The organism is Kitasatospora sp. NPDC057198 (genome assembly GCF_042670125.1).
Lineage (GTDB): Bacteria > Actinomycetota > Actinomycetes > Streptomycetales > Streptomycetaceae > Kitasatospora.
The window spans coordinates 1-21,028 of sequence record NZ_JBHUWH010000097.1 but is presented as its reverse complement, the minus strand read 5'-3'; the positions used below and the strand labels follow the sequence as shown (position 1 = coordinate 21,028).

15 protein-coding genes and 2 pseudogenes are annotated in these 21,028 nt (G+C 76.5%); 14 read left to right on the top strand and 3 right to left on the bottom strand.

The features are described from left to right. A pseudogene (locus ACFUEL_RS14225) lies at positions 1 to 581 on the top strand (transcriptional regulator); the annotation flags it as partial. Positions 582 to 601: 20 nt separating this feature from the next. On the opposite strand, the gene ACFUEL_RS14220 reads toward ACFUEL_RS14225, so the two are convergent. Next, positions 602 to 1,480 carry an ATP-binding cassette domain-containing protein gene (locus tag ACFUEL_RS14220; protein WP_380236477.1) on the bottom strand — a complete coding sequence of 293 codons (879 nt, stop codon included), beginning with the start codon at positions 1,478 to 1,480 and terminating at the stop codon, positions 602 to 604. 472 nt (positions 1,481 to 1,952) lie between these two features. Between ACFUEL_RS14220 and ACFUEL_RS14215 the strand changes: the two genes are divergently transcribed. The 9 genes from ACFUEL_RS14215 (at position 1,953) to ACFUEL_RS14175 (ending at position 14,405) form a co-directional block, all read left to right on the top strand. After that, positions 1,953 to 3,227, top strand: coding sequence for a histidine kinase (locus tag ACFUEL_RS14215; RefSeq protein ID WP_380236478.1), 1,275 nt, complete (start codon positions 1,953 to 1,955; stop codon positions 3,225 to 3,227). Positions 3,228 to 3,348: 121 nt separating this feature from the next. After that, positions 3,349 to 5,226, top strand: a complete 1,878-nt coding sequence (locus ACFUEL_RS14210) for a fatty acyl-AMP ligase (protein ID WP_380236476.1) — start codon at positions 3,349 to 3,351, stop codon at positions 5,224 to 5,226. Continuing rightward, a complete protein-coding gene (locus tag ACFUEL_RS14205; protein WP_380236475.1) occupies positions 5,223 to 6,932 on the top strand; it encodes an acyl-CoA dehydrogenase in 1,710 nt (569 codons plus the stop codon). Before ACFUEL_RS14210 ends, ACFUEL_RS14205 begins: the two co-directional genes overlap by 4 nt. A gap of 40 nt (positions 6,933 to 6,972) precedes the next feature. After that, entirely contained in the window at positions 6,973 to 7,260 is a 288-nt protein-coding gene (locus tag ACFUEL_RS14200; RefSeq protein WP_380236474.1) for an acyl carrier protein, read from the top strand. Then, positions 7,260 to 10,301: a type I polyketide synthase gene (locus tag ACFUEL_RS14195; protein WP_380236473.1), complete on the top strand. Its 3,042-nt coding sequence runs from the start codon at positions 7,260 to 7,262 to the stop codon at positions 10,299 to 10,301. The genes ACFUEL_RS14200 and ACFUEL_RS14195 overlap by 1 nt, the downstream gene beginning before the upstream one ends. 28 nt (positions 10,302 to 10,329) lie before the next feature. Continuing rightward, the gene (locus ACFUEL_RS14190) at positions 10,330 to 11,364 is read left to right on the top strand and encodes a 3-oxoacyl-ACP synthase III family protein (RefSeq protein ID WP_380236471.1); all 1,035 of its coding nucleotides are present in this window, start codon (positions 10,330 to 10,332) and stop codon (positions 11,362 to 11,364) included. Between the two features lie 8 nt (positions 11,365 to 11,372). Beyond that, entirely contained in the window at positions 11,373 to 13,313 is a 1,941-nt protein-coding gene (locus ACFUEL_RS14185) for an HAD-IIIC family phosphatase (protein WP_380236470.1), read from the top strand. Then, positions 13,306 to 13,539, top strand: coding sequence for an acyl carrier protein (locus ACFUEL_RS14180; RefSeq protein ID WP_380236469.1), 234 nt, complete (start codon positions 13,306 to 13,308; stop codon positions 13,537 to 13,539). Before ACFUEL_RS14185 ends, ACFUEL_RS14180 begins: the two co-directional genes overlap by 8 nt. Beyond that, positions 13,536 to 14,405 (top strand): 4'-phosphopantetheinyl transferase family protein, encoded by an 870-nt coding sequence (locus tag ACFUEL_RS14175; RefSeq protein ID WP_380236467.1) that lies wholly within the window; start codon positions 13,536 to 13,538, stop codon positions 14,403 to 14,405. Before ACFUEL_RS14180 ends, ACFUEL_RS14175 begins: the two co-directional genes overlap by 4 nt. A 7-nt stretch (positions 14,406 to 14,412) precedes the next feature. Here ACFUEL_RS14175 and ACFUEL_RS14170 read toward each other — a convergent pair whose 3' ends face one another. Then, positions 14,413 to 15,450: a hypothetical protein gene (locus ACFUEL_RS14170; protein WP_380236466.1), complete on the bottom strand. Its 1,038-nt coding sequence runs from the start codon at positions 15,448 to 15,450 to the stop codon at positions 14,413 to 14,415. 176 nt (positions 15,451 to 15,626) lie between these two features. Here ACFUEL_RS14170 and ACFUEL_RS14165 point away from each other — a divergent pair, with 176 nt between their 5' ends. The 4 genes from ACFUEL_RS14165 to ACFUEL_RS14150 all read left to right on the top strand — a co-directional run bounded on the left by ACFUEL_RS14165 (position 15,627) and on the right by ACFUEL_RS14150 (position 20,855). Next, on the top strand, positions 15,627 to 15,935 hold the full coding sequence (locus ACFUEL_RS14165; RefSeq protein ID WP_380236465.1) for a hypothetical protein: 309 nt from the start codon (positions 15,627 to 15,629) through the stop codon (positions 15,933 to 15,935). A 171-nt stretch (positions 15,936 to 16,106) separates the two neighbouring features. Then, positions 16,107 to 16,940 (top strand): metallophosphoesterase family protein, encoded by an 834-nt coding sequence (locus ACFUEL_RS14160; RefSeq protein WP_380236464.1) that lies wholly within the window; start codon positions 16,107 to 16,109, stop codon positions 16,938 to 16,940. 214 nt (positions 16,941 to 17,154) lie between these two features. Beyond that, positions 17,155 to 19,833, top strand: coding sequence for an AAA family ATPase (locus tag ACFUEL_RS14155; RefSeq protein WP_380236463.1), 2,679 nt, complete (start codon positions 17,155 to 17,157; stop codon positions 19,831 to 19,833). Between the two features lie 68 nt (positions 19,834 to 19,901). Next, complete coding sequence (locus tag ACFUEL_RS14150) at positions 19,902 to 20,855, top strand: polyprenyl synthetase family protein (RefSeq protein ID WP_380236462.1); 954 nt, start codon at positions 19,902 to 19,904, stop codon at positions 20,853 to 20,855. A gap of 53 nt (positions 20,856 to 20,908) precedes the next feature. On the opposite strand, the pseudogene ACFUEL_RS14145 reads toward ACFUEL_RS14150, so the two are convergent. Beyond that, positions 20,909 to 21,028: pseudogene (locus ACFUEL_RS14145) on the bottom strand (ATP-binding cassette domain-containing protein); the annotation flags it as partial.

The window sequence follows — 21,028 nt, the reverse complement described above, 5'->3', positions numbered from 1 at the left end:
AGTCCACCGGCCTCGGTGCCCGCGCGGTCGCCGAGCTGCGCCGCTCCTCGGACGCGGTGCCCGCGGCCGAGTTCCGGGTCGGCGGGGACGGCAAGGTCCGCCCGCTCAACGGCGCCACCGGGCGGCTGCGGGTGGCGGAGCTGATCCGGGAGAACCCGGAGGCGTCGCTGCGCCAGGTCGCCAGGTCGGCCGGCGTCTCCCCGGCCACCGCGCTGGACGTGCGCCGCCGGCTGGAGCGCGGCGAGGAGCCGGTGCCCTGCCCGCGGGGCAGTGCCGCCGCGGCCGAGCAGCGAGAGGAGGAGCCGCCGGAGCAGGAGCCGCCGGTCCTGGGTCCGCCGTCCACCGACACCCTCGAGAAGCTGATGCGCGACCCGTCGCTGCGGCAGAGCGAACTCGGCCGCCGGCTGCTGCGGATGTTCAAGGAGAACGTGCTGGGCGCCCGCGAGATGAGCGACATCTGCGCGTCCGTGCCCTCGCACTGCCTCGACCTGATCATCCACCTGTCCCGGCAGAACTCCCGGATCTGGGACGACTTCGCCCGGGAACTCAACCGCCGGGCCCGGATCGTGAACCCCGAGTAGGCCGGGGCGGCGCCGTCCGGTCAGGGTTCGGAGCGGCGGCTGATCAGACCGAGGAACGCGTCCAGCGCGGCCTGGTCCGCCCTCAGCTCCCGGGCCTCGACGCGGTGCTGCGCCAGCAGGCCGGTGACCTGCTCCAGCACGCCCTCGGTGCCGGTCACCACCACCTGCTCGCCCTGCCGGTTCACGCCGCTGACCCCGGGCAGCCGGGCCAGCAGGCCGTGGTCGAACGGCGCGGACGGGCGGAACTGGACGCGCTGCCCGCTGCGCACCCGGGCCAGCAGCCGGTCGGGGCGGTCGGTGACGGCGATCCGGCCCCGGTCCATCAGTGCGACCCGGTCGCACAGCCGCTCGGCCTCCTCCCAGTGCTCGGTGACCAGCAGCACGGTGGTGCCGCCGCTCCGCACGGACTCGACCAGCTCCCAGGTCTCCTCCCGGGCCTGCCGGTCCAGCCCGGCGGTCAGCCCGTCGAACACCGCGACCTCCGGGTTGCCGACCTCCGCCAGCGCCCGCTCCAGGCCCCCCTCCGGCGCTCCGGGGGACAGGCCGACGGCCTCCACCAGCCGCTGCCAGTCGGCCGGGTCGCGGTAGAAGGAGCCGTACAGCGACAGCGTCCCGGCCAGCCGCGCCCGGTCGGTCGCGGTGCCCTCGCGGAGTCCGGCGTCCAGCCGCCCGGTGACCTCGGCGCGGCCGGCCGCCGGGTCGCGGCCGAGCACCTCCAGGTGGCCGCCGTCGCGCGCCCGCAGCCCCTGGACGCACTCCGCCAGCGTGGTCTTGCCGGCCCCCGGCGGGCCGAGGACCCCGAAGACCTCGCCCTCCTCGACGGAGAACGAAACCCCGTCGAGTGCGACCACGCCGCCGTACGCCTTGCGCAATTCCCGCACGTCGATCACCACGGACATCCGCCGTCCTCCCGCCTGCCGGCCGCCGAATTCGACCGGGTGCGGAAAACCTACGGTCCGCCGACCGGGCCGGGCCACCCGGTTGCGCCCCGGCCCGGGTGGGGCTACCCCCACCCGTTCCAGCGCGTCTGTTCGATTTTCTGACGCGATGTGAAAAACACACGGAATCAATTCCGCAGGTGGGCGCGGAAAAGCGGCCGCAATGCCCCCGCCGCCCCCGCCCCCGACCGCCGGCCCCTGCCGACCCCTCATCTCCCGCCGCCCACCCCTCACTTCCGCCCGCCGACCCCTGCCCCCCGGCCCCGCCCGCCGGCCCCGCCCCCTGCCGCCCCCTGACCCCGCCCGCAGCGCTCGGCCGGCCCGGCCGGCCCGGCCTACCGTCGAACGACGAATGTTCGGAAGCGAGTCCGCGGCGGGCGCACACCCGGCGCGCCACCGCGCCGGACCGGCCGCAGGAGGTGCCGTGAGCAGCATGCAGTCACCGGTGGCCGAGGGAGCGAGCGGTGCTCCCGTGCTCGGCCGGGCCCGCGGCCACGCCGCCGCGCTCGGCCGGCTGACCGTCCTCGCCGCCCTCGTCCCGCTCGCCCTCGGGCTGCTGGCCACCACCCTGGTCGGCTTCGCCCTCTGGTTCTGCCTCGGGTTCTTCCCGCTGTTCCCCACGCTGACCGGGCTCACCCGCTCCGCGGCCGGCCTCGCCCGCCGCCTGGCCGGCAAGTGGTCCGGCGTCCCGGTGCCCTCCCCCTACCTGCCCCGCCCCGCCTGCGCTCCGGAGCCGGGCGCGCTCGGCTGGCTGTGGGCGGACCCGGCGACCTGGCGCGACTACCTGTGGGTGCTGCTGAACCCGCTGATCGGCGGGACGACCGCCGTCGTCCCGCCGCTGCTGGTCGGCTACGGCCTGTTCGGGCTGGCCCAGCCCGCGCTGCACACCGGCCCCGGCTACGTCCTGCTGCCCCGCGACGGCACCGGCTCCGCGCTGTTCGGCCTCGCGCTGGCCACCGCCGGCCTCGGGACGGCCCGCCGCACGCTGCGCCTGCACGGCCACTGGACGCGGGCCCTGCTCGGCCCCTCCCACCGGGCCGGCCCCGCCGCCGCGCGGGAGCAGGCCGTCGAACTGCGCCGGATCGAACGCGACCTGCACGACGGTGCGCAGGCCCGGCTGGTGGCCGTCGGCATGCGGCTCGGCGCGGTCGAGTCGCTCATCGACCGGGACCCGCAGGCCGCGAAGAGACTCCTCTGCGAGACCCGGGAGAACGTCGGCCGGGCCCTGCAGGAACTGCGCGACCTGGTCCGCGGCGTCCACCCCCCGGTCCTGCTCGAACGCGGCCTGCCCGACGCCGTGCGGGCCCTCGCCCTGGACGTCCCGCTCGCCGTCGAGGTGCGGGCCGAGGTGCCCGGCCGGCCCGCCGCCGACATCGAGTCGGCCGCCTACTTCGCCATCAGCGAGGCGCTCACCAACGCCGCCAAGCACAGCGGCGCCCGGCACGCCACCGTCGCCTTCTCCTACACGCCCGGACGGCTGCGCACCGAGGTCGCCGACGACGGCCGCGGCGGCGCGGACCCGCACCGCGGCAGCGGCCTGCACGGCATCCAGCGCCGCCTCGCCGCCCTCGACGGCACCCTCCTGCTGAGCAGCCCCCCCGGCGGCCCGACCCGGATCGTCATGGAACTGCCATGCCACCTCACCGCGCCCGCCGCGCCCACCGCGCCCGCCGCGCCCGCCGCGCGCGGCGCCCGAACAGCGCCCTGAACAGTGCCCTAAACGGCGCCCTAAGCGCGCCTTTAGCGCCCCGCAGCACCATCGGACGGTACGAAGGCCCCCCGATGGGCGGGGGCGCCCGTGCCGGAGGAGACCGTCCGAGGGGGATGCCATGTCACGCTTCGACACCTTCACCGAGCTCGTGCGGGCCCGGTGCGCGGAACTCGGTGACGAGCCGGTGCACGTCTTCCTGCCGGACGACCCCGGGGCGCCCGCCGAGGTGCTGGGGTACGCCGAGCTGGACCGGGAGGCCCGCCGGATCGCCTCGGCGCTGCGGACCCACCGGGTCGAGGGCGAGCCGGTGCTGCTGCTCTACCCGTCCACCACCGAGTTCCTGAAGGCGTTCGTCGGCTGCCTGTACGCCGGCGCGGTGCCCGTGCCCGTGCCGCTGCCCGGCGCCGAGGGCGACGGCAAGCGGCTCAACCGGACGGCCGCGGTGCTCCGCGACGCCGGCGCGCGGCTGGTGCTCACCGACACCGCCAGCGCGGCCGAGGTCGCGCTCTGCCTGGCGGTCGGCCCGTACGGCGCGGACGCGGTCTGCCTGGCCACCGACACCCCGGGCCTGGGCGACCCCGACGCCCCGTGGCGGCCGGACACCCCCGCCGGGCCGGACGACCTGGCGTTCCTGCAGTACACCTCCGGGTCGGTCTCCGACCCGCGCGGGGTGATGGTCACCCACCGCAGCCTGCTCGCCAACCAGCGGGCCCTGCGGGAGGCGTTCGACACCACCGCCGAGGACCGCTTCGGCGGCTGGCTGCCGCACTACCACGACATGGGCCTGATCGCGCACCTGCTGCACCCGATCTGGCTCGGCACCCGCTCCGTGCAGATGACGCCCACCGCGTTCGTCAAGCGCCCCTACCGCTGGCTGAAGGCGATCGAGGAGCACGGCGTCACCGTCGGCGGCGGCCCCAACTTCTGCTACGACCTGTGCGTGCGCCGGGTGACGGACCAGCAGCTCGCCGGACTCGACCTGTCGCGCTGGCGGCTGGCGCTGAACGGCGCCGAGCCGGTCCGCCCCACCACCCTGCGGGCGTTCGCCGACCGCTTCGCCGCCGCCGGGCTGCGCCCCGAGGCGATGTACCCCTGCTACGGGCTGGCCGAGGCCACCCTGATCGTCTCCGGCGGCACCGCCGGCGCCCCGTACGCGGCCACCGCCGTCGACGCCGCCGCCCTGGAGGCCGACCGCTTCGCGCCCGCCGACCCGGCCCTGCTCGACCGCCCCTTCCGCACCCTGGTCGGCTGCGGCGCCGTCCGCGGCTTCGACCTGCGGATCGTCGACCCCGGCACGCGCCGCGAACTGCCCCCCGGCGCGATCGGCGAGATCTGGCTGCGCGGCGAGAGCGTCGCGGCCGGCTACTGGCAGCGCCACGTCGAGACCGCCGAGACCTTCCACGCCGCCCTGGCCGGGGACGAACCGCAGGACGGGCTGCAGGACGGGCCGCAGGACGGGCCGCAGGACGGCGACGGGGACGGCTTCCTGCGCACCGGCGACCTGGGCGTCCTGCACGAGGGCCGGCTGTACGTCACCGGCCGGCTCAAGGAGGTCGTCATCCTCAACGGACGCAACGTCTACCCGCAGGACATCGAGTGGGCGGTGCGCGGCCTGCACCCCTCGCTCGCCCTGGGCGCGGCCTTCGCCGCGCACGCCGGCCGCGAGCAGCTGGTCGTCGTCCAGGAGGTCAAGGGCCTCGGCGCGGACAGCGACCCGGCCGCCCTGCGCGGCCTCGCCCAGCGGATCCAGGCGCTGCTCGGCCGCGACTTCAACATCCCGGCCGGCAACGTGCTGCTGGTGCCGCCCGGCACCGTCCGCCGCACCACCAGCGGCAAGGTGCGGCGGACCCTGATGCGCAGCCTCTTCCTGGAGGGGACGCTGCGCGGCGAGTACGAGGTGCTCGACCCGGCGATGCGCACCCTGACCCGGGGCGAGGAGCACACCGCCGTCCCGCCCGTGCGGCGGACCGCGGTCGGCGGGGGGCTGCGGCGATGACCGCCCTGCTCTCGCGCGCCCGGGTCGAGGAGATCGAGAGCGCGCTCGGCGACCCGACCGACGAGGGCAACCCGTACGGCTACCGCCGGCTGCTGGCCGCCGACCGGGCCGCCGTCCCGTTCGCGGCCGCCGAGGAACTGCTCGACGGGCTCGGCACCTCCGCCGAGTACGTGCCCCGGCACCTGGGCGGCCGGCTGGAGTCCTTCGAGAACCTGGTCCGGGTGATGCGGCCGCTGTTCCGCCGCGACGTCGGCCTCGGCATGGGCTACGGCATGCACACCTTCATGGCCGCCTCCGACGTGTGGATCGCCGGCACCCCCGCCCAGCAGGAGCGGATGGCCGAACTGCTGCTGCGCGGCGCCCGGGCCGCCATCGCCCAGCACGAGACCGCGCACAGCAACGACTACGTGCGCAGCCAGATCACCGCCCGGCCCGGCGCCGGCGCCCTGCTGCTCACCGGCGCCAAACCGATGATCAACAACCTGGGGCGGGCCGAGGCCCTGGTGCTGTTCTGCCGCACCGACCCCGCGCCCGGCCGGCACAGCCACTCCGTGCTGCTGCTCGACCCGCGCGAACTGCCCCCCGGCCGGGCCACCGTGCTGCCCCGGCACCACGCCGTCGGCCTGCGCGGCTGCCTGTGGCACGGCATCGCCTTCGACGACTGCCCCGTCCCGGAGCCCGAACTGCTGGGCGCGGCCGGCAGCGGCGTGGCGACCGCGCTGCGCTCCTTCCAGGTCAGCCGCACCGTGATCGCCTCGCTGGCCCTCGCCGCGGTCGACACCAGCCTGCGCACCGCCGTCCAGTTCGACCTGGACCGCGGCGCCCGCGGCTCCTGGACCGACCCCGCCAAGATCGACCAGGCGCTGGTCAACGCCTTCGTCAACCTGCTGCTGTACGACGCGCTCGCGGTGGTCGCCACCCGCGCCCTGCACCTGCTGCCGGAACAGACCAGCGTCTACTCGTCCTCGCTCAAGTACCTGCTCCCCAAGGTGCTGATCAAGACGATGTACGACCTGTCGGTGGTGCTCGGCGCCGGGATCTACACCCGCGACGGCAACCTCGGCATCTTCCAGAAGCACATCCGCGACGTCCCGGTGCTGAGCCTCGGCCACGCCGGGACGGTCGCCTGCCAGGCCACCGTCATCCCGCAACTGCCCTGGCTGGCCCGCGGCTCCTGGTTCGCCGAGGCCGAGCCCCCCGCCGAACTGTTCCGGCCCGGCGCCGACCTGCCGCCGTTCGACCCCGCCCGGCTCGCCCTGGCCTGCGGCCGCGACAGCCTCAGCGCCGCACTGCCCGCCTTCGCCGACACCGCCCCCGGCACCTCGCCCGCCGCCCGCGCGCTGCACGACCTGGTCGTCCGGCTGACCGGCGAACTGCGCGACCTGCGCCGCCGGGTGCTGGCCCTGTCGGACGCCGACCGGGCCGGGCCGCGCGGCGCGGCCAGCTTCCCGCTGGTCGACCGGTACGCGCTGCTGCTGGCCGCCGCCGCGGTCGCCGGCGTGCACCGGCACGCCCGCGGCGGCACCGACCCGTTCCTCGCCGACCCCAGCTGGGCCGCCGTCGCCCTGCACCGGATCGCCCGGCAGCTCGGCACCCGCGTCGACGACCTGCCGCCCGAGTGCGTCACCAGGGTCCGGCACGAACTGCGGCTGCGCTTCGCCGACCGGCGCGGCTTCGACCTCCACAACACCCCCGTCCCCGGCTGACCGCCCCGGACCGCCCGACGACACGACAAGGATTCCAGCGATGACCGCATCCGCCCGCCGGGGCGCCGCAGTCCCGGGCCTGGTCCCGTACGACTGGCTGCTCGACAGGCTCTCGCTCTACCTCAACCGCCCCGCCGAGACCCTCGACCCCACCGTCCCGCTCGCCGAGTACGGCATGGACTCGGTGTGCGCGCTCAGCCTCTGCGGCGACCTGGAGGACGAGTTCGGCCTCGCCGTCGAACCCATCCTGATCTGGGACCACCCCACCCTGGAGAGCCTCACCGCCCGCCTGGTCTACCTGCCCAACGCCCTGGACGGGCGGTTCTGATGGCCGCCGGGCAGCGGGACGGGACCCGGCCGGGGGAGGAGCGCTCCGACCGGGACATCGCCGTCGTCGGACTGGACTGCGCCTTCCCCGCCGCCGCCGGGCCGGACGCCTACTGGGACCTGCTGATGAGCGGCGGCGAGGGCGTCGGCGACGTGCCCCCGGCCCGCTGGAGCGCCGCCGACCTGCCCCCCGGCGTCCGCGAGGACCGGCACGGCACCCTGCTGCGCGGCGGCTTCCTGGCCGACGTGGACAGCTTCGACAGCGACTTCTTCGCGCTCGCCCCGCGCGAGGCCGCCGCGATGGACCCGCACCAGCGCCTGCTGCTGCAGTGCGCCTGGCGGGCCCTGGAGGACTCCGGCCGCTCCCCGGTCGACCTGGCCGGCACCGACACCGGCGTGTTCGTCGGCGTGATGGGCGGCGAGTGGGGCCGGCTGCGGATGGCCGACCCCGCGCAGGTCACCCCGCAGCTCGGCGCCGGCAGCAGCGCCGGCATGGCCGCCAACCGGATCTCCTACCACCTCAACCTCACCGGCCCCAGCCTCGCCGTCGACACCGCCTGTTCCTCCTCGCTGGTCGCCGTCCACCTGGCCGGCAACGCCCTGCTGTCCGGCGAGTGCGACACCGCGCTGGCCGGCGGCGCCAACCTGCTGCTCACCCCGACGCTCGGCCTGGTCTACGGCCAGCTCGGCCTGGCCGCCCCCGACGGCCGCTGCAAGCCGTTCAGCGCCGACGCCGACGGCATCGGCCGCAGCGACGGCGTCGGCCTGGTGGTGCTGCGCCGGCTCGCCGACGCCCTCGCCGACGGGCAGCGGGTCTACGCCGTCATCAAGGGCACCGCCGTCAACCAGGACGGCCGCAGCAACGGCGTCACCGCCCCCAACCGGTGGGCCCAGCAGAAGGTGCTGCGCGCCGCCTACCGGCGGGCCGGGGTGACGCCCGACCAGGTCTCCTTCCTGGAGGCGCACGGCACCGGCACCGTGCTCGGCGACGCCATCGAGTGCGCGGCGCTCGGCGAGGTGCACGGCGTGGAGCGCGAACGGCCCTGCGCGATCGGCTCGGTGAAGGGCAACCTCGGGCACACCGAGGGCGCCGCCGGGATCGCCGGCCTGATCAAGACGGTGCTGGCGCTGCACCACCGGATCGTCCCCGCCAGCCGCTTCGCCGACCGGGAGAACCCCCAGCTGCGGCTCGCCGAACGCGGACTGCGGCTGCTCAAGTCCCCGCTGCGGCTGCCCCCGGGACCGGTCACCGCCGGCGTCAGCAGCTTCGGCATGGGCGGCACCAACGCCCACGCCGTCCTCGCCACCGCCCCGCGCACCGCCGCCCCGCGCCCGGCCGCCCGCGGCGGCGCGCGCACCGCCGCCGTCGGCGTGTTCACCGTGACCGCCGACAGCCCCGAGGGCCTGGCCCGCAACCTCGCCGCCCAGGCCGAGGCGGTCGCCCGCCGCCCGCGCGGCTCCGCCGCCGGACTGTGCCGCAGCAGCAACCTGGTCAAGACCGGCCTGCCCTACCGGTACGCCGTCACCGCCCGGGACACCGAGGAGCTCGCCGACCGGCTGCGCCGGGCCGCCGCCGAAGGACCCGGCGGCCACGCCCAACGGCCCTGGAGCCGGCCCGTGGTGGCGTTCCTGTTCACCGGCCAGGGCAGCCAGTACCCGGCGATGACCGCCGCCCTGCACCGGGAGTCCGCGCTCTACCGGCGCCACCTCGCCGACGCGGACGCCGCGCTCGCCCCGCACCTGGGCGGCTCCGTCCGCGACCTGCTGCTGCGCGGCGACGAGGCCGTCCGGGAGACCGGCCCCGGCCAGGGCGCGCTGTTCGCCGTCGGCTACGCGCTCGCCGCCACCCTCGGAGAGCTGGGCGTGCACCCCGCCGCCGTGCTCGGCCACAGCGTCGGCGAGTTCGCGGCGGCCGTGCTGGCCGGCGTCCTCGACCTCGGCCGGGCCGCCGAACTGGTCGCCACCCGCTCCACCCTGATGCAGCAACTCCCGGCCGGCGGCGGCATGCTGGCCGTCCGCACCTCGCCCGAGGACCTCGCCGACCTGCTCGCCGAGCGGCCCGGACTGGCGGTCGCGGCGGTCAACGGCCCGGCCGACACGGTGCTCTCCGGCCCGGACGCCGACCTGGAGCGGGCCGACCGGGTGCTGGCCGGCCGCGGCGTGCGCACCACCCGGATGGCGGTCTCGCACGCCTTCCACTCGCCGCGGATGGCCCCCGCCGTCGCGGCCTTCCGGGCCGCCGCCGCGGCCGCCGACCCGGCCCCGCCCCGGATCCCGCTCGCCTCCACCCGCTACGGCGCGATGCTCGGCGACCGGCCGATGGACGCCGACTACTGGGCCGCCCAACTGGCCGAACCCGTCCGCTTCGACGCCGCCCTCGGCGCGCTGATCGACGAGGTCGCCCCCACCCACCTGGTGGAGATCGGGCCGCGCCCGCACCTGCTCCCGCTGGCCGGCCGCTCCGGCCGGGCCGCCGGCGTCGAGTTCCTGCACCCCGCGCCCGGCCCCGGCGCCACCGGCCGGGACGTCGCCGAGACCGTCGCCGCCCTCTACCGGGCCGGCCTCGACCCGGAGTGGAGCGCCCTGCACCCCGCCGACCCGGCCCCGGCCGAACGCCTGCGGCCGTACGTCTTCTCCACCGCCAACCGCTACTGGGGCCGCCCCCAGAACCCGGCCGCCGCCGTTGCCGCCCCCGCCGCCGTCGCCGCGGAGCCCGTCCCCGCCCCCGCCCCCGTCCCCGCCGCCACGGAGCCCGCCGCGGAGCCCGCCCCGGCGCTCGCCGCGGACGACCCGGTGCTCGCGCTGGTGGCCGAGGCGGTCCGCGAGGTCGGCTGCCACGCCCCGGAGCGGGTCGTGCCGAGCGCCCGGTTCTACGAGGACCTGGGCTTCGACTCGGTGATGATCATGCAGCTCAAGGACGCCGTGGAGGCCAGGCTGCCGCAGGCCGGCGAGGTCTCCATCCACCGGCTGCTGCCCGCCCTGCGCACCGTCGCCTCGCTGGCGGAGCTCTACGCGGACCTGCTCACCGCCAAAGCGGCATGACCCGATCCGAGGGGAGAAGGAGCGCACCATGACCCGAACCGACGCCGTCCGGCCGACGGCCCACCTCGCCGCGATCGGCACCGCGCTGCCCGGCGCGCCGGTGGACAACGCCCGACTGGGCCGGCTGCTGGGCGTGAGCGAGGAGTGGATCGACATCTTCGTCGGCACCAGGGCCCGGCACTTCGCCTGGGACCTGGAGACCGGCGAGGTCCGCCGGACCCTGGTCGACCTGTGCGCCGAAGCCGGGGCCCGGGCCCTGGAGTCCGCCGGACTGGACGCCGCCGACATCGAGTTCCTGGTCCTGTCCACCGCCACCCCCGACACCCTGCTGCCGACCAGCGCGACCCAGGTCGCCGACCGCCTGGGCCTCGACCACCTGCCGGTCTACCAGCTCCAGGCGGGCTGCTCGGGCGCCGTCCAGGCGCTCGACCTCGGCCGCGCCCTGCTGGCCGGCGGCGCCGGCGCGGGCCTGGTGCTCGGCGGCGACCTGACCGCCCGCCACCTGGACGTCCGCCGCGACCCGGCCCGGATGCCCACCGAGGAACTGGTCAACTACGTCCTGTTCGGCGACGGCGCGGGCGCGGCCGTCCTGACCGCCGAACCACTCGGCGAGCGGCTCGCGGTGCGCGGCGTCCTCAACAGCTTCGCCGGACTCGGCCGCCCGGCCGGCCAGACCGTCGACTGGTACGGGATCAGCGACCGCCACGTCGAGCGGCCGCTGCTCACCGAGGACTACAAGGCCATCGAGGAGCGCGTCCCGGTGCTGGCCGCGGAGGTGTTCTGGGAGCTGCTCGACCGGGTCGGCTGGAGCACCGCCGACGTCGACCACCTGCTCCCGCCGCAGCTCTCCGAACGGATGACCGCCCGCGTCGTCGAGCACCTGGCGCTGCCCGGCCTGGACGAGGTCAGCTGCGTCGGCGACACCGGCAACACCGGCAACGCGCTGCCCTTCCTCCAGCTCGAACGGCTGCTGCCGCGGATCGCCCCCGGCCGGCGCGCCCTCGCGGTGACCGTCGAGTCCAGCAAGTGGATCAAGACCGGCTTCGCGCTGGAGAAGGTCTGAGGCCCGCCGTGACCACACCGCCCCCGCTCCCCGCCCCCGTCGCCCCGCCGCCGCTGGAACGGCTGCGGCGGCTGCGGGCCGCCGGCGAACTGGCCGCCGCCTGGCCGCGGCTGCCCGCACTGCTCGCCGACCTGCTGGACGAGGCGGAGCCGGACCGGCGCGCCCTCGACCTGGGCCGGGCCGGCCGGGTGCTGGCCGGGGCCGACCCGGACGAGGTGCTCCGGCGGCACCCGGACACGCCGGTGCTCTCGGTCGCGGTGACCGGGCAGTCCACCGTCGGCGGGCTGGTCGACCCGCTGACCGCCGAGTTCGCCCGGCACGGCCTGCTGGTGCGGCCGGTGCTCGGCGACCACGGCGGCTACCTGCGCGACCTGGCCGACCCGGCCGGCCCGCTGCTCGCGGCCCGCCCCGACCTGGTGCTGTGCCTGCTGGACGCCGAGACGGTGTTCGCCGAGGTGCCCGCCGTGTGGCGGGTCGAGGACGCGGCCGACGCGGCCCGCCGGGTGCTGGAGCGGCTGGCGGCGCTGGCCGCCGAGTTCGCGCGAACCTGCCCCGCGACGCTGGTGCTGAACACCGTGCCGCTGCTGCGCGCGCACACCCACCAGCTGATCGACCTGCGCTCCCGGGCCCGACTGGGCGTGGTGTGGCGGGAGTTCAACGCGGGACTGCTGCGGCTGGCCGAGGAGCACCCGGCGCTGGTGGTGGTCGACCTGGACCCGCTGGTCGCGGACGGCGGCCCGGCCGTCGACGCCCGGCTCGCCGCCTACGCGGGGGCCCGGCTGGCGGCGCCGCTGCTGGCCGGCTACGCCCGGGAGGTCGGCCACCTGGCCCGGGCGCTGCGCGGCCGCACCCGCAAGTGCCTGGTGCTGGACCTGGACGGCACGCTGTGGGACGGCGTGCTCGCCGAGGACGGCCCGGAGGGCGTCGCGGCGGCGGGCACGCTGCGCGGCGAGGCGTTCGGCGCCTTCCAGGACCGGGCCCGCCAGCTCGCCGCGCAGGGCGTGCTGCTCGCGGTGAGCAGCAAGAACGACCGGGAGCGGGTGCTGGAGACCCTGCGCGGCCACCCGGACCTGCGGCTGCGCGAGGACGACTTCGTCCGGGTGGACGCCGACTGGTCGGACAAGGCGGCCCACCTGTCGGGCCTGGAGGAGGAGTTCGGGCTGGTCCCGGAGGCGCTGGTGTTCGCGGACGACTCGCCCGCCGAGCGGGCCCGGGTGCGCGAGGGCGTGCCGGGCGCGGTGGTGCTGCCGCTGGACGGCGAACCGGCCCTGCACCCGGTGCGGCTGCTGGCCGACGGCTGGTTCGACGTGCCGCGGCTGACTGCGGAGGACCGGGACCGGGCGGGGCAGTACCGCGCCGAGGGGGAGCGGGCGCGGCTGCGCGGGCGCAGCGGCTCGCTCGCCGAGTTCCTGGCCGGCCTGGACGTGCGGGCGGAGGTCTCCCCGCCGCGGCCGCACGAGTACCCGAGGCTGGCCCAGCTCACCCAGCGCACCAACCGGTTCAACCTGACCGGGCGGCGCCTGGACCCGGCCGAGCCGGCCCGGCTGGCGGCCGCCCCGGGCCGGCTGCTGCTGGCCGTCCGGACGGCCGACCGGTTCGGTGCGAACGGGCTGGTGGGCGCGGTGCTGGGCGGCCGGTCCGCGGACCGGCTGCTGCTGGAGAACGTCTGGCTCAGCTGCCGGGTGCTGGCCCGGGGCATCGAGCAGGCGGTGCTGGCGGCGCTGCTGGAGCACGCCGCCGCGGCCGGGCTGCGGGCCGTGGAGGCCCGCTACCGGCCGACCGCCCGCAACGCGCGGGCGGGGGACTTCTACCCGGGGCTCGGGTTCGCCGAGACCGGTCGCGAGGGGGAACTGGTGTGCTACCGGCACGATCTGACGGGACGACCGGCCGTTCCCGGACACGTCCGTCTCGACCTGCGGATGGAGGGCACGGGTGAGGGGCGTGCGTGACAGCCTTGAAGTGTTCCTGGGCCTGGTCCGCAGGGAACTGGACCTGCCGGTCGGCGCGGGGGACGCCGACCGGGACCTCGCCGAGCTGCCCGGTTGGGACTCGATGAACCTGCTGCGGCTGGTCGCCCTGCTGGAGGCGGAGGGCGGCCGCCGGATCCCCGTCCACGCCCTCCTGGAGGCGCACAGCCTCCGGGAGGTCCACTCAGTTCTGGAGCGACAGGCATGACCGACCCCGGAAAGCCCACCGCCGGACCGAAGGTCGGCCGGCCGTTGCGGGTGGTCGCCCGCGGCGAGGTCTGGAAGGCCGTGCGCGCCGACCTCGCCGAGCACGGCACCGCCCTGGTGCACGCCGACATCGCCGACCTGGAGCCGGACCTGCCCTCCGGCGCGGAGCTGCGCGAGCTGCTCGGCCGGGACTGGTCGCGCTACCTGGACCTGGCCCACCCCGAGGTCCGGCACCGCTACGCCGCCTCCCGGGTGCTGCTCAAGCTCGCCGCCGGCGCCGTCCTGAACGGCGACCCGAACGCCCTGGAGCTGGCCTACGGGCCGACCGGGCGGCCCTACCTGCGCGGCTGCGACCAGGTGGACATCAGCCTCAGCCACACCGAGGACCTGCTGCTGGTCGGCCTGACCACCCGCGGCCTGATCGGGGTGGACGCGGAGCGCGCCGACCGCCCGATGTACCAGCGGGGCCTGGGCCGCCACGTGTGCACCCCGTACGAGCTGGTGACGCTGGCCGCGCTGGCCGAGGAGGAGCGCAACCCGGCGCTGGTGCGGCTGTGGACCCTCAAGGAGGCGTACAGCAAGGCGATCGGGCAGGGCATGCAGTTCAGCTTCACCGAGTTCGGCTTCGGGCCGGACGGCCGCCCGGTGCGGGTGCAGCGCCCGGACGGGAGCACCGGGACCGGGGACGAGTGGGGCTTCCACACCTTCGTCCTGGACAGCGGGTACCGGATCAGCGTGGCGGTGTACGACGCGGGCTTCGGCACCATCGGTGACATGGACATGACGACAATGCTCGACCCGGACTGCGTGGACGCGATCGAGCACGCCCTGCGCGAGGGGGAGGACGGCGGGCGTGGCACGCCCTGACGCCGGGTCAGTCCCGGGGCCGGAGGGACGGGTCCGGCAGGCCCGCCAGCGCCGCGTTGTACCCCGCCTGGAAACGGCTGGTGGCCTCCAACTCCTCGGTGATCTCCGATATGTGGCGCCGGCAGGTGCGCACCGACATGCCGAGCCGGCGCGCCACCACCTCGTCCTTGTAGCCCCGCGCCATCAGCCGGATGATCGACTGCTTCAGGTCGTCGGTGGCCGGCGCGGTCTTCGCCGCGTCGTGCACGAACGGCGTCGCGCTGTCCCACAGGTGCTCGAACACCGCGCACACGAAGGCCACCAGGGTCGGCTCGCGCACGATCGCGGCCCCCGGCGACTCCTCGTCCGCCGCGCCGCGCACCGGCAGGAACACCGTCTCCCGGTCGTAGATCAGCATCCGGTCGATCACCTGGTCCACCGTGCGGATCTCCGCGCCCATCGCCATCACCTCCCGGACGTAGGACCTGGTCGCGGTGTCCGAACGGGCCGTGTGCTGGTAGATGGTGTGCATCTGCACCCCGCGCTCCAGCATCCCCTCGGCCGACTTCAGCGCGGCCGGGAGCAGCGTGGACGGACGGGCGCCGCCCGGCTGGACGGTCAGCAGCTGGTGCCGGCAGGTCTGCCCCAGGTGGTCCAGCATGTTCTGGATCGTGTCCACGTCGGTGACCACGTCGAACGCCTCGAAGCGGTTGCGCAGCCGACGGCCCTCGAAGTACAGCGGCGTCAACGACAGCAGCTTCCCCCGCACGTCCGTCACCGCCTGCATCAGGTCCCGGATCTGCTGCTCCGCCGGGCCCACCAGGTCGGCCGCCGCCACGTCCGGACTGACCGGGGCCAGCACGCTCGGATCACCGGGCCGCGGCTGTAACAGGTGCATGGTCCGCAGGACCTCTTCGATCCGGTCCATCTCGGCCTCGTCCAGCTTCAGCGCCGCCGCGATCGCCGCGCGGTCGAAACGGCCCGACTCGACCGCGAGCCCGTAGGCACTCGCACTCAGGTCGTCGAGCTCGGCGAAACCGGTCGGAGACTGCGGGCGGACGAACACTCAGAAGACCCCCGTCGGAGTGCGAAGTTCCTGCCATGCAACTTTACGCCATCGGTTTGGTCTCGGGCCGGGCCCTGCTCACGGGGCAGAGTAGGGCCCGAGGCGAGGTGCCCCGGGTCCGTGGGGCCGGGGCCCGCCGACACTTCTCCGACCCGTTCCGACTGCTGGGGGATGCAATGAAGCGATCGACCGACCGGATACGGAACACCGCCCTCACCGCACTGCTCGCCGCGGGGACCGCCGCCCTGATCGGGTTCGGCACCCTCACCGGAAACACCGCCACCCTCGGCGACGACCGATGGGGCGTCACCGCACCCTCCCCCTCCCCGACGGCCACCACCCAGGACACCGCCCAGGACATCGCCCTGCCCGCCGGGCAGCAGGCCGGCGCCCCCGTCGCCGGAGCGCTCCTCGACCCCGCCCTCGCCCCCGTCGGCGACGGCTCCGGTCACACCGTCCTGCCCGCCGACGACCGCTGGGGCTGAGCGGCGCCGACCACACCGCCGGACCGGCCGGGAGCACGCGGGAACACCGCGGCCCCGGCCGTCCCCGTGTCAGGATCCTTACCCTGCAAGTGAACTGACGATCCGTCAGGAAGGGGCGATAGGGGTCCGGCAGGGGTGCCGACCGCCCCCCGCCGACCGTACCCTCGGCCCATGCCGCACGGACAGCTCATGGCCATCAGCGACCTGCACGTGGCCCACCGGGAGAACCGCGAGATCGTCCGCGACCTGCACCCCGACAGCCCCGCCGACTGGCTCCTCGTGGCGGGCGACGTCGGCGAGCTGTTCCCCGACGTCGAATGGGCGCTCGGCGTCCTCAGCTCCCGCTACGCCACCGTGGTCTGGGTCCCCGGCAACCACGACCTGTGGACCACCCCCGACGACCCCGTCCAACTGCGCGGCGAAGCCCGCTACCGGCACCTGGTCGACCTGTGCCGCTCCCTCGGCGTGCTCACCCCCGAGGACCCCTACCCCGTCTGGTGCGGACCGGGCGGACCGCTGGTCGTCGCCCCGCTGTTCGTGCTCTACGACCACACCTTCCGCACCCCCGCCGCGGCCACCAAGGACCAGGCCCTCGACCAGGCCCGCCGGGCCGGCGTCGTCTGCACCGACGAGTACCTGCTGCACCCCGACCCGCACCCCGGCCGGGACGCCTGGTGCCGCGCCCGGGTCGCCGAGAGCGAACGCCGCCTCGACGCCTGCGACCCCGCGCTGCGCACCGTCCTGGTCAACCACTACCCGCTGGTGCGCGAACCCACCGACGCGCTGCGCCACCCCGAGTTCGCCCAGTGGTGCGGCACCGAGCGCACCGCCGACTGGCACCTGCGCTACCGCGCCGCCGCCGCCGTCTACGGCCACCTGCACATCCCGCGCACCAGCTGGCACGACGGCGTCCGGTTCGAGGAGGTCTCGATCGGCTACCCGCGCGAGTGGCGCGCCCGCACCCGCCCCCGCGACGTCCCCCGCCGCCTCTTCCCGACCCGCTGACCCCGCCCCGGACACCGGGGGGAAGTTGTTGCCGTGCAGCTTTCACCGCCCGCCGCCGGGCCGTTCGGACGCCCCCCCGCCGCCTAGACTCGGCAGCGCCGGCGGAACGGATTCCGGACGGCACGTCTCTGCCGAGCCCGCACCACCCCAGGCGACCGCCGGGGAGCGGGCCCGCTGACACCGACCGTGACGCGGACGAAGCCGGGGGCCGAAAGTGCTGATCGACCGTGAACGAGAACTCGCCGTCCTGGACAGCGCGCTCGCGGACTGCCTGCGCGCCACCCCCAGAGTCGTGCTGATCGAGGGCGCCGCGGGCTGCGGCCGCAGCGAACTCGTCGAGACGGTCGCCGAGCGCGCCGCCGCCGCCGGGGCCGTCGTGCTGCGCGCCATCGGCACCGCCGTCGAACACCGCCTCCCGCTCGGCGTCCTCGGCCAACTCCTCGCCGCCGCGCCCGCCGGGACGCTGCCCGACCCCGCCGACGCGCCCGACCCGACCCGGATCGACACCATGCAGGCGCTGTGCGCCGCCGTCCACCGGCTCGCCGAACAGGCCCCCGTCGTGCTCTGCGTCGACGACCTGCACCACGTCGACGACCTCTCCTGCCAGTACCTGCTGCACCTGGTCCGCCGCACCCGCGCCTCCCGCGTCCTGCTGGTGGGCACCGAATCCGTCCACGAGAACGGCGACGACCCCGGCTACCGCACCGAACTGCTGCGCCAGCGCGGCTTCGTGCGGATCCGCGCCGAACGGCTCGGCCCCGACGCCGTCGCCCGGCTCGCCGCCGCCGAACTCGCCGCCGGACCCGCCGACGGCCGCACCCCGCCCCCCGCCGACGCCGCCGGCGGCAACCCGCTGCTGCTGCGCGCCCTGTTCGAGGAGCACCGGGCCGGCGGCCGCGCCCCCGCCCTCGGCGGCGCCTTCACCCAGGCCGTCCTCGCCTGCCTGCACCGCTGCGGACCCGCCGCGCTCCGGCTCGCCGAAGCGCTCGCCGTCCTCGACGACCTCGCCGCCCCCGACCTCGCCGCCCGGCTCACCGGCACCGCCGCGGGCGCCGCCGCCCGCGGCACCGCCGCCCTGGACGCCGCCGGCATCCTCGACGGCCACCGCTTCCGCCACCCGCTGGCCCGGCAGGCCGTCCTCGACCGGATGGACCCGCACGACCGGGCCGCCCTGCACCGCGCCGCCGCCGAACTCGCCCACCACGACGGCGCCCCCACCACCGCCGTCGCCGCCCAACTGCTCGCCTTCGGCCCCACCGACCTGTCCTGGGCCGTCCCCGTCCTCGCCGCCGCCGCCGACCAGCTGCTCGCCGACGGCGCCCCCGACCTCGCCGCCGCCTGCCTCGAACTCGCCTGCCAGGGCCCCGCCGACGACGGCCGCCGCGCCCACTACCGCACCAGGCTCGCCGCCCTCACCTGGCGCACCAACCCCAGCGCCGCCGAACGCGCCCTCGCCGCACCGCTGGAGACCCTGCGGGCCGGCCGGCTCGCCCCCGACGGCATCGCGCCGCTGGCCCGGCTGCTCACCGAACAGGGCCGGATCGACGAAGCCGCCGACGTCCTCGACCAGCGGCCCGCCACCGGACGCGACCCCGAACGCCCCGCCCGGACCCCCCGGATCGGCCGCACCGCCGACCCGCTGGACGGGCTCTCCGCCTTCCCCCGGTGGGCCGGCCACGCCACCACCACCACCCGCTCCGGCGAACCGCAGCCCGCCCGCGGCCCCGCCCCCGCCGTGCTCTGGGCGCTGCCCGCCTACACCCCCGACGGCCGGGCCGCCGCCGAAACCGAGCACTTCCTGCGCGGCACCACCCTCGGCGAGGCCACCGCCGCCCCCATCGCCCAGGCCGTCCGGGCCCTGCTCGCCGTCGACGGCCCCTCCCGCGCCCTGCCCTGGTGCCAGGTGTTCGTCGAGGAGGCCGCCCGCCGCGGCGCCCCCGGCTGGCAGACCGCCTTCACCGCCCTGTACGCCGAGGCCCTGCTCCGCCAGGGCGACCTCACCGGCGCCCAGCAGCAGGCCGAAGCCGCCCTCGACCTGCTGCCCGAACGCGGCGGCAGCGCCTTCGCCGGCGGCGTCGCCGCCACCCTGGTCCGCGCCGCCACCGCCGCCGGACAGCACGAGACCGCCGCCCGCGAACTCGGCCGCCCGCTGCCCGACGGCCTCGCCGGCAGCGTCCACGGCCTCGCCCACCTGTACGCCCGCGGCCACCACCACCTCGCCACCCACCGCCCGCACGCCGCCCTCGGGGACTTCCTGGAGATCGGCCGCAGCCTGCGCCGCTGGGGCCTGGACCGGCCGCTCCTGCTGCCCTGGCGCACCGGCGCCGCCGAGACCCTGATCCAGCTCGGCGAGACCCCGCAGGCCGCCCGGCTGCTCGACGAGCAGTTCGCCCACCGGGACGCCGGGCACCCGTGGATCGCCGGCCTCACCCTGCGGGTGCGCGCCGCCCTGGGCGAACCCCGCCGGCGCCACGCCCTGCTCACCCGCGCCGTCGACGAACTGCACGCCGCCGAGGACCGCCACGAACTCGCCCGCACCCTCGCCGACCTCGCCGCCGTGCTGCGCGAACTCGGCGACGGCAGCCGCGCCGACACCGTCGAACGCCGCGCCCGGCAGCTCGCCGCGAACTGCGGCGCCGACAGCCCGCGCGAACAGCCCGCCGAGGGCGCCGCCGGACCGGACGACCCGCACACCCGGCTCAGCGACTCCGAGAAGCGGGTCGCCACCCTCGCCGTGTACGGCCACACCAACCGGGAGATCGCCCGCAAGCTCTACATCACCGTCAGCACCGTCGAACAGCACCTCACCCGGGTCTACCGCAAACTCAACATCACCCGCCGCCAGGACCTCCCCGCCGAGCTCCACCTGCTCGGCACCGGCAGCCGGGCCTGACGCCCCCGCCCGGCCGGTGACCGTCCGGCCCGGCCCCGGGGGGAGCCGGGCCCATCCACGGAGACGCCATGACGCCGCAGCCCGTGCCACCGGACGCCGTCCGGTCCGAGCTCCCGCGCACCGGAATGCCCGCCCGCGTCGAGGAACGCGTGCGCGGGCTGCTGCGCGCCGAACAGGCCCGCTGCCGGGCCGTCGACCCGCGCGCCACCGGCATGGTCGACGCCCTCGCCGAACTCCTCGCCGCGGGCGGCGAACGCCTGCGGCCCACCGTGCTGCTCACCGGCTACCTCGCGGCCGGCGGCGAGGCGGCCGCCGCGCCCCCCGTGGACGCCGCCGTCGCCCTCGAACTCCTCGACACCGCCTACCTGATCCGCCGCGACGTCCGCGAGAACGCCCTGCTCCGGCAGGACACCCCCACCCTGCACGTGCGGCACGCCGCCGAACACGAACGCAACGGCTGGGGCGGCGACGCCCGCGGCTTCGGCGCCGGCATGGCCGCCCTCGTCGGCGAACTCGCCACCGCCCTCGCCGACCGCCTCGCCGCCGACCTGCCCGAGGTCGCCCGCCAGCTCTGGCACGACCTGCGGATCGGCCGGCTCGGCGGCAGCTACGTCGACTCCGCGCTCACCAGCCGCCACCTCACCGACCCCTGGCCGGCCGGCTGCCTCGCCGGCTGCGCCCGCAGCTGCGGCACCGGCTGGTACGCCCTCCAGCACCCCCTGATGATGGGCGCCGCGCTGGCCGGCCGCGGCGACCTCACCGTCCTCTACCAGGACTACGCCCGCCCCCTGCACTCCGCGTGGCGCCTGCGCGGCTTCCTCGACGGCAGCGGCGACCGCGACTGGTACGGCGACCTGCTGCGCGAGGTCCTGCTCGGCCCCGCCGACCACCTCCGCGCCGAACGCACCATCGCCCACCTGCTCGACCGCACCCGCCGGATCGCCGCCACCGCCCCCGTCCCCCCGCCCTGGCGCACCGAACTCGCCGCCCTCGCCACCCACCTGACCCGCCCCCGCCCCTGACCCGCGGGCCCCGCCCCTGACCCGGCCCCTGCCCCTGACCCGCGGACCCCGCCCCGGGCGTAGTAGCCGAGCTTGAGGCCGTGGCCCTCGATGACCTCACCGGTGTCGGGCTTCTCCGCGCCGCCGAGGAGGCGGAGCAGGGTCGTCTTGCCGGCGCCGTTGAGGCCGAGGAT